This is a genomic window from Streptomyces flavofungini (assembly GCF_041028215.1).
GTDB lineage: Bacteria > Actinomycetota > Actinomycetes > Streptomycetales > Streptomycetaceae > Streptomyces > Streptomyces flavofungini_B.
The window spans coordinates 1-7,257 of record NZ_JASKYR010000377.1; the positions used below are offsets into that span (position 1 = coordinate 1).

At 70.4% G+C, this 7,257-nt stretch carries 8 protein-coding genes; 6 read left to right on the plus strand and 2 right to left on the minus strand.

Annotated elements, in window-relative coordinates:
- Positions 1-206: DUF6597 domain-containing transcriptional factor (locus AB8Z36_RS24115; RefSeq protein WP_369215459.1), on the minus strand; the 206-nt coding region annotated here is incomplete at its 3' end.
- A gap of 129 nt (positions 207-335) precedes the next feature.
- Here AB8Z36_RS24115 and AB8Z36_RS24120 point away from each other — a divergent pair.
- The 3 genes from AB8Z36_RS24120 to AB8Z36_RS24130 are packed head-to-tail and all read left to right on the plus strand — an operon-like array spanning position 336 to position 2,834.
- Positions 336-1,100 (plus strand): TIGR03086 family metal-binding protein, encoded by a 765-nt coding sequence (locus tag AB8Z36_RS24120; protein ID WP_369215460.1) that lies wholly within the window; start codon positions 336-338, stop codon positions 1,098-1,100.
- 46 nt (positions 1,101-1,146) lie between these two features.
- Positions 1,147-2,247, plus strand: coding sequence for an LLM class flavin-dependent oxidoreductase (locus AB8Z36_RS24125; protein ID WP_369215466.1), 1,101 nt, complete (start codon positions 1,147-1,149; stop codon positions 2,245-2,247).
- A complete protein-coding gene (locus AB8Z36_RS24130; RefSeq protein ID WP_369215461.1) occupies positions 2,244-2,834 on the plus strand; it encodes an FMN reductase in 591 nt (196 codons plus the stop codon). The genes AB8Z36_RS24125 and AB8Z36_RS24130 overlap by 4 nt, the downstream gene beginning before the upstream one ends.
- Before the next feature lie 16 nt (positions 2,835-2,850).
- Here the strand turns inward: AB8Z36_RS24130 and AB8Z36_RS24135 are convergent, their stop codons facing one another.
- Entirely contained in the window at positions 2,851-3,459 is a 609-nt protein-coding gene (locus tag AB8Z36_RS24135; protein ID WP_369215462.1) for a hypothetical protein, read from the minus strand.
- A 164-nt stretch (positions 3,460-3,623) separates the two neighbouring features.
- On the opposite strand from AB8Z36_RS24135, the gene hemL reads away from it, so the two are divergent.
- The 3 genes from hemL (at position 3,624) to AB8Z36_RS24150 (ending at position 7,101) form a co-directional block, all read left to right on the plus strand.
- Positions 3,624-4,949 carry a glutamate-1-semialdehyde 2,1-aminomutase gene (hemL, locus tag AB8Z36_RS24140; protein ID WP_369215463.1) on the plus strand — a complete coding sequence of 442 codons (1,326 nt, stop codon included), beginning with the start codon at positions 3,624-3,626 and terminating at the stop codon, positions 4,947-4,949.
- Positions 4,946-5,650 carry a histidine phosphatase family protein gene (locus AB8Z36_RS24145; RefSeq protein ID WP_369215464.1) on the plus strand — a complete coding sequence of 235 codons (705 nt, stop codon included), beginning with the start codon at positions 4,946-4,948 and terminating at the stop codon, positions 5,648-5,650. The genes hemL and AB8Z36_RS24145 overlap by 4 nt, the downstream gene beginning before the upstream one ends.
- A 218-nt stretch (positions 5,651-5,868) precedes the next feature.
- Entirely contained in the window at positions 5,869-7,101 is a 1,233-nt protein-coding gene (locus AB8Z36_RS24150; RefSeq protein WP_369215465.1) for a hypothetical protein, read from the plus strand.
- Positions 7,102-7,257 lie beyond the last annotated feature (156 nt).

A 7,257-nucleotide genomic window follows, 5' to 3' on the forward strand; every position in this document is an offset into this window, starting at 1 on the left:
TCGTACGCCTGGAAGACGACGTTCACGCTGGGGTGCGGGACGACGTGGGAGGCGTAGGGCTCGGGCAGGTCCCAGTCGATGAACCAGTAGTGCTCCAGATAGGGGCGCAGCGCCTCGGCGGGCGCGTGGCGGCGGAACCGCACCCGGGAGAAGAGCCCGGCGGCGTCGACGATGCCTCGGGTGTCGCGGCGTGGGGCGTCCGGCATGCGGGGATCGTAGAGCCGGAAGGCACCGGGCCGTATCCGGCGAGGCGTACGCGGCGTGCCGTACGCGGCGCCCGCGCGGTGTCGCGTTTGTTCAAGCGCGGCCCGCACCCCGCTCCGTACGGTCGACATATGAACACGAACATTCCGGACACCGGCCACGACAACGGCAGCGACCACGGCGTCGAGGCCACCACGATCAGCGACCTGCTCGCCCAGGCCGCCGCCCGAGCGGTCCCCGTCGTCCGCGCCCTCCCCGACGAGAGCCTCACCGCTCCCACGCCCTGCGCGGACTACGACGTACAGGCCCTCGTCGATCACCTCATCCATGTGCTCGTCCAGTTCCAGGAACTGGCGGCCAAGCGCGACTCGGACTTCTCCGCCACCCCCGCCTACGTGGCGCAGGGCGGCGACTGGCGCGGGCGTTTCGCCGCCGAGGCGGAGCGGCTCGTCGCCGCCTGGGCCGCGCCCGGCGCCGACCAGGGCACGACGGGGGCGATGGGCATGCCCGCGGGGACCGTCGGCGGCATGGCGCTCCTGGATCTGACCGTGCACGCCTGGGACCTGGCCAGGGCGACGGGCCAGGCGTACGAGGCCGGTGGCGAGGCGGACGCGGTCGTGCGGCGGCTCACCGAGGTTGTCGAGGGCCTCGGCCCGATGGCCCGCACGATGGGCGTCTTCGCGGAGGCCGCCCCCGCCCCCGCCGGGGCCACCGCCTTCGAGCGCCTCCTCGCGGCCVCCGGCCGCGACCCGCACTGGTCCCGCTGCCGGCCCGCGCCGCCTTCCCCGGCACCGAGGCGGAGAGGCTCGGCCCCGCCCCTGACTCCCAGGGGTGACGCACACCCCCGCCTCCCGGGGGGGGAATACCCGCCCGGCACCCTCCGTTCATGGGTATAGTTGAACAGTCAACAACCTGCGAAGGGTGAGTCCAGCCATGTCTGCCATGCAGTTCGGAATCTTCAGCGTCGGAGACGTGACCGTCGACCCGACCACCGGCCGGGCGCCGAGCGAGGCCGAGCGCATCAAGGCGATGGTCGCGATCGCGCTCAAGGCCGAGGAGGTCGGGCTCGACGTCTTCGCGACCGGCGAGCACCACAACCCGCCCTTCGTGCCGTCGTCCCCGACGACGATGCTCGGCTACATCGCCGCCCGCACGGAGAAGCTCGTCCTGTCCACCTCCACCACGCTGATCACCACCAACGACCCGGTGAAGATCGCGGAGGACTTCGCGATGCTCCAGCACCTCGCCGACGGCCGCGTCGACGTGATGATGGGGCGCGGCAACACCGGCCCGGTCTACCCGTGGTTCGGCAAGGACATCCGCCAGGGCATCAACCTGGCCGTCGAGAACTACGCGCTCCTGCGCCGCCTCTGGGACGAGGACGTCGTCACCTGGGAGGGCAAGTTCCGTACGCCGCTCCAGTCCTTCACGGCCACGCCCCGGCCGCTGGACGGTGTCGCGCCCTTCGTCTGGCACGGCTCCATCCGGTCCCCGGAGATCGCCGAGCAGGCCGCGTACTACGGAGACGGCTTCTTCCACAACAACATCTTCTGGCCCGCCGACCACACCAAGCGGATGGTCGAGCTGTACCGGCAGCGGTACGCGCACTACGGGCACGGCACCGAGGAGCAGGCGATCGTCGGGCTCGGCGGCCAGGTGTTCATGCGGGCCAACTCCCAGGACGCGGTCCGCGAGTTCCGGCCGTACTTCGACAACGCGCCGGTGTACGGGCACGGGCCCTCGCTGGAGGAGTTCACCGAGCAGACCCCGCTGACCGTGGGCTCCCCGCAGCAGGTGATCGAGCGGACGCTGTCGTTCCGCGACACCGTGGGCGACTACCAGCGGCAGCTCTTCCTGATGGACCACGCGGGCCTGCCGCTCAAGACCGTCCTGGAGCAGCTCGACATCCTCGGCGAGGAGGTCGTCCCGGTCCTGCGCGAGGAGTTCGCGAAGAACCGCCCGGCCGACGTCCCGGACGCCCCCACGCACGCCGCCCGCACGGCCCGGCAGGAATCGAACGAGACGGAAGAGGTGACGGCATGAAGCTCGTCGTCGTATCGGCGGGGCTGAGCGTGCCCTCGTCCACCCGGCTGCTCGCGGACCGCCTCGCGGCCGCCACCGGGGACCACGCCGGGGTGGAGACCGAGGTCGTCGAGGTGCGCGACCTCGCCGTGGAGATCGCGCACAGCCTCACCACCGGCTTCCCGGGGCCCGCCCTGAGCGCCGCGATCGAGGCGGTGCGCGGGGCCGACGGCCTGATCGCCGTCACGCCCGTCTTCTCCGCCACCTACAGCGGCCTGTTCAAGTCCTTCTTCGACGCCGTGAGCGGCACGGACAGGGACGCCCTCGCGGGCAAGCCGGTCCTGGTCGCCGCCACCGGCGGCTCGGCCCGGCACTCCCTGGTCCTCGACCACGCCCTGCGCCCGCTCTTCGCCTACCTGCGCGCCGTCGTCGTCCCGACCGGGGTGTACGCGGCGTCCGAGGACTGGGGAGCGGAGGGCCTCGCCGCACGGGTGGACCGGGCGGCCGCGGAACTGGCACGGCTGATGCGCCCGGCGCCCCAGGAGGAGCCCGGACCCGCCCAGGTCGTCCCCTTCGCGGAACAGCTCGCGGCGCTGGCCCGGCGGTGAAGGGCGGCCGGGCCGGTCAGGGCCACACGAGGCAGTAGGCCTGGTGTCCCGCGTCGTGGAGCCGGTGGCTGAAGTCCTGCCACTCATGGAGGAGCTGGTAGACGTTGAAGGCGTCGCGGGGGCCGCCGCGGTCGGGGACCGTGGACCAGATGAAGGCCGCGGCGCCCACCGACTCCTCGCCGATGCCGCGCAGCGGGTCGACGACGGTCATGGGGAGCTTCACCACGGCGTAGTCGGGGTGGAGGACGACCAGTTCCAGCGGGGGGACCTTGTGCAGGGGTATGCCCTCGATGCCGGTGAGGACCATCGCGGCCATCGTCTCCGGCTTGATCTTCGTGAACATGCCGCCCATGCCGAGCTCGTCGCCGCCGAGCTCCTCGGGCCGCATCGAGATGGGCACGCGGGCGGCGGTGGCGCCGTCCGGGGCACCGAAGTACTTGTACGTCACCCCCACCCCGCCACTCCTGCTGCTAGCCCGGTCCCGCCGGGACTCACTGGAGGCGCCCCGCACCTGCTCGGGCGCCTGCGCGGGCTGCGCTTCCGCCTCGCGTCGGTGCTTGCCACGCCGGGCACGCCGCGGGCCCAGGCCTTCGGTCCCCTCGCCCAGTCCGCCACCGCGATGCATATCTCCACCCGACTGCTTTGCCAGGGCGGCACGGCCCTGTCTTTTCTAGGCCTCGCGGCCCCCGCCACGCAACCCGATCATCGTGTCAGTGACCTCCCCCACGCTCACCCGCTAAAACGTGGAGTGAAACACCTGTCCGCAGGATGTCCGAACCCTCTGACACCATGGCTCGTGTGAGCTTCCCGTATAACGCCCCAGTTTCGCAGACTCTCTTCGACCGTGCGGCGGCCGTGACGCCCGGCGGTGTGAACTCTCCCGTGCGCGCGTTCCGCGCTGTGGGTGGAACGCCCCGTTTCATGGTGTCCGGTACCGGTCCGTACCTGACTGACGCCGACGGCCGCGAGTATGTCGACCTCGTGTGTTCCTGGGGGCCGATGATTCTCGGCCACGCGCACCCCGAGGTCATCGCCGCAGTTCAGGAGGCCGTCGCGCGCGGCACCTCGTTCGGCACCCCCGGGGAGGGCGAAGTCGCCCTCGCCGAGGAGATCGTGGCCCGGATCGAGCCGGTCGAGCAGGTGCGGCTCGTCTCCAGCGGCACCGAGGCGACCATGTCCGCCATCCGCCTCGCCCGCGGCTTCACCGGCCGCGCCAAGGTGATCAAGTTCGCCGGGTGCTACCACGGCCATGTCGACGCCCTGCTCGCCTCCGCCGGTTCGGGCGTGGCGACCCTCGGCCTGCCCGACACGCCGGGCGTCACCGGCGCCCAGGCGGGCGACACGATCGTCGTGCCGTACAACGACCTGGCGGCGGTGCGCGCCGCCTTCGCGGCGAACGCGGGACAGATCGCCTGCGTCATCACCGAGGCCTCGCCGGGCAACATGGGCGTCGTGCCGCCGGCCGAGGGCTTCAACCAGGCGCTCGCGGACCTCTGCCGCGAGCACGGCGCGCTGTACATCTCGGACGAGGTGATGACCGGCTTCCGTACGTCGAAGGCGGGCTGGTTCGGCGTCGACGGCGTCCGTCCCGACCTGATGACTTTCGGCAAGGTCATGGGCGGCGGCTTCCCGGCCGCGGCCTTCGGCGGGCGCGCCGACGTCATGGAGCACCTCGCCCCGGCAGGACCGGTGTACCAGGCGGGCACGCTCTCCGGTAACCCGGTCGCGACGGCCGCGGGCCTCGCCCAGCTCCGCCTCCTCGACGACGCGGCGTACCAGACGGTGAACGCGGTCTCGGAGCGGCTCAGGACCCTGGTGAGCGAGGCGCTGACCAAGGAGGGCGTCGCGCACACGGTGCAGAACGCCTCCAACATGTTCTCGGTCTTCTTCACCGACAAGGCCGTGCGGAACTACGACGACGCCAAGACCCAGGAGTCGTTCCGCTTCACCGCCTTCTTCCACTCGATGCTGTCGCAGGGCGTCTATCTGCCGCCGTCCGCCTTCGAGTCCTGGTTCGTGTCCACCACCCACGACGAGCGCGCGGTCGAGCGGATCGCCGCCGCCCTGCCCGCCGCCGCCCGCGCGGCGGCGGAAGCCACGGAGGTCACCGCATGAGCGGCACGGCAGCGGGTGACGAGCTGACCGTCGTCCATCTGATGCGCCACGGAGAGGTGCACAACCCCGAGGGCATCCTGTACGGGCGGCTGCCCGACTACCACCTCTCCGACCTCGGCCGCCGGATGGCCGACCGGGTCGCCGAGCACCTCGCCCAGCGCGATGTCACGCACGTCGTCGCCTCACCGCTGGACCGCGCCCAGGAGACGGCCACCCCGATCGCCAAGGCGCACGGCCTCGACCTCGCCACGGACGGCAGGCTCATCGAGGCGGGCAATGTCTTCGAGGGCAAGACCTTCGGGGTCGGCGACGGCGCGCTGAAGAACCCGGACAACTGGAAGCACCTCGTCAACCCCTTCAAGCCCTCCTGGGGCGAGCCGTACGTGGAGCAGGTCGTGCGGATGATGGGCGCCCTGGACGCGGCGAAGGACGCCGCGCGGGGGCACGAGGCGGTCTGCGTCAGCCATCAGCTCCCGATCTGGATCGTGCGCAGCTTCGTGGAGAAGCGGCGGCTGTGGCACGACCCGCGCAAGCGGCAGTGCACGCTCGCCTCGCTCACGACGTTCACCTACCGCGGTGACCGCATCGTCTCGGTGGGTTATTCCGAGCCCGCGCGCGATCTCGTCCCCGCCCATCTCCTCGCCGGTGCGAAGCCGGTGAAGGGCAAGGACGCGGCGGCGGGTAAGGCCTTCGGCGCCTGACGGCATTGCCCGTACAGTTGCCGCGTTCTTATTCACGTCACGTGATCGCGCGGCAACTGTATGTCTATTCCAGGGCTCTTACAGACGCTCTCCGGGTAAAACTCCTCAAATAAAAGCGACGTGCTGGAACCCCGCCGTTCGTCGCGCCCTCTAACTGGTCAACCGTCTGCTTGGCACATACAGCGGACGGAGCCAGGGGCGCGACGAATGGGGATGGAATGCTCGACATCAGCCGCAGGGGAATGCTCGGACTCGGAGCGGGCGCAGCCGCCGCTCTCGGTCTCGCGGCTTGCGGCTCCGGGGCCGACGGCGACTCCTCGGGGCCCGCGGACAAGGCCAAGGACGGGCAGGGGGGCGCCGCCAAGCACCCGGTGAAGCCGATCGGCGACGGCTCGACCGCGTACACGGGACCGCAGCCCCACCAGCCGGGGAAGCCGACGCCGCTCCAGCCCGGCGAGACGCCCCCGCAGTTCGTGATCTTCTCCTGGGACGGCGCGGGCGAGGTCGGCAACGGGCTGTTCCCGCGCTTTCTGAAGCTCGCCAAGGAGCACGAAGCGCACATGACGTTTTTCCTCTCCGGGCTTTATCTGCTTCCGGAATCGAAGAAGCGCATGTACCGTCCGCCGAACAACTCGGTCGGCGCCTCCGACATCGGCTATCTCACCGACGGTCACATCAAGGAGACGCTGAAGTACGTACGCGAGGCGTGGCTCGACGGCCATGAAATCGGCACCCACTTCAACGGGCACTTCTGCTCGGGCACCGGAACGGTCGGCAACTGGACGTCCGCGCAATGGCAGGACGAGATAGACCAGGCCAAGTCGTTCGTGAAGAAATGGCGGACGAACACGGGCTGGACCGATCTGCCGTCGCTGCCCTTCGACTACGACAAGGAACTCGTCGGCGGCCGTACGCCGTGTCTGCTCGGCCAGGACAACCTGCTGCCGACCGCCAAGAAGCTCGGCTGGCGCTACGACGCCTCCTCGCCCGGCGGCCGCCAGAAGTGGCCGACGAAGAAGATGGGCGTCTGGGACCTGCCGCTCCAGCAGATCCCCTTCCCCGGGCACTCCTTCGAGGTCCTGTCGATGGACTACAACATCCTCGCCAACCAGTCGAAGAACAGCACGAAGGCACCGGCCCACAACTACCCGGGCTGGCGCAAGCAGGCCGCCGAGGCCTACATAGCGGGCTTCAAGCGGACCTATGAGTCCAACCGCGCCCCGTTCTTCATCGGCAACCACTTCGAGGAGTGGAACGGCGGCATCTACATGGATGCCGTCGAGGAGGCCCTGAAGCACATCGCGGGCAAGAAGGACGTACGTCTGGTCTCCTTCCGGCAGTTCGTCGACTGGCTCGACGTGCAGGACCCGAAGGTGCTCCAGGCGCTCCAGGGCCTTGAGGTCGGCCAGGCCCCGGCGGGTGGCTGGAAGGCGCTCGGCAAGACGGCCTGAAGCCGTCCCGCCGGACCGTGTGACCGCCATCCGGCGGCCCGGTCCGGGAGCAGCTCGGCAACCCTCCTGAAATGGGACTTTCCGCGACCGCGGGGGGCGCGGCAGGCGGCACTCATGTGAAAAGTTTCGCATGTCTGTTTCGGGGATCTTCCGCGC

Excerpts from the sequence above, each read along its gene's own strand:
- AB8Z36_RS24125 (WP_369215466.1), top strand. The coding sequence starts at position 1,147 with ATGCAGTTCGGAATCTTCAGCGTCGGAGACGTGACCGTCGACCCGACC.
- AB8Z36_RS24130 (WP_369215461.1), top strand. The coding sequence starts at position 2,244 with ATGAAGCTCGTCGTCGTATCGGCGGGGCTGAGCGTGCCCTCGTCCACC.
- AB8Z36_RS24135 (WP_369215462.1), bottom strand. The coding sequence starts at position 3,459 with ATGCATCGCGGTGGCGGACTGGGCGAGGGGACCGAAGGCCTGGGCCCG.
- hemL (WP_369215463.1), top strand. The coding sequence starts at position 3,624 with ATGGCTCGTGTGAGCTTCCCGTATAACGCCCCAGTTTCGCAGACTCTC.
- AB8Z36_RS24145 (WP_369215464.1), top strand. The coding sequence starts at position 4,946 with ATGAGCGGCACGGCAGCGGGTGACGAGCTGACCGTCGTCCATCTGATG.
- AB8Z36_RS24150 (WP_369215465.1), top strand. The coding sequence starts at position 5,869 with ATGCTCGACATCAGCCGCAGGGGAATGCTCGGACTCGGAGCGGGCGCA.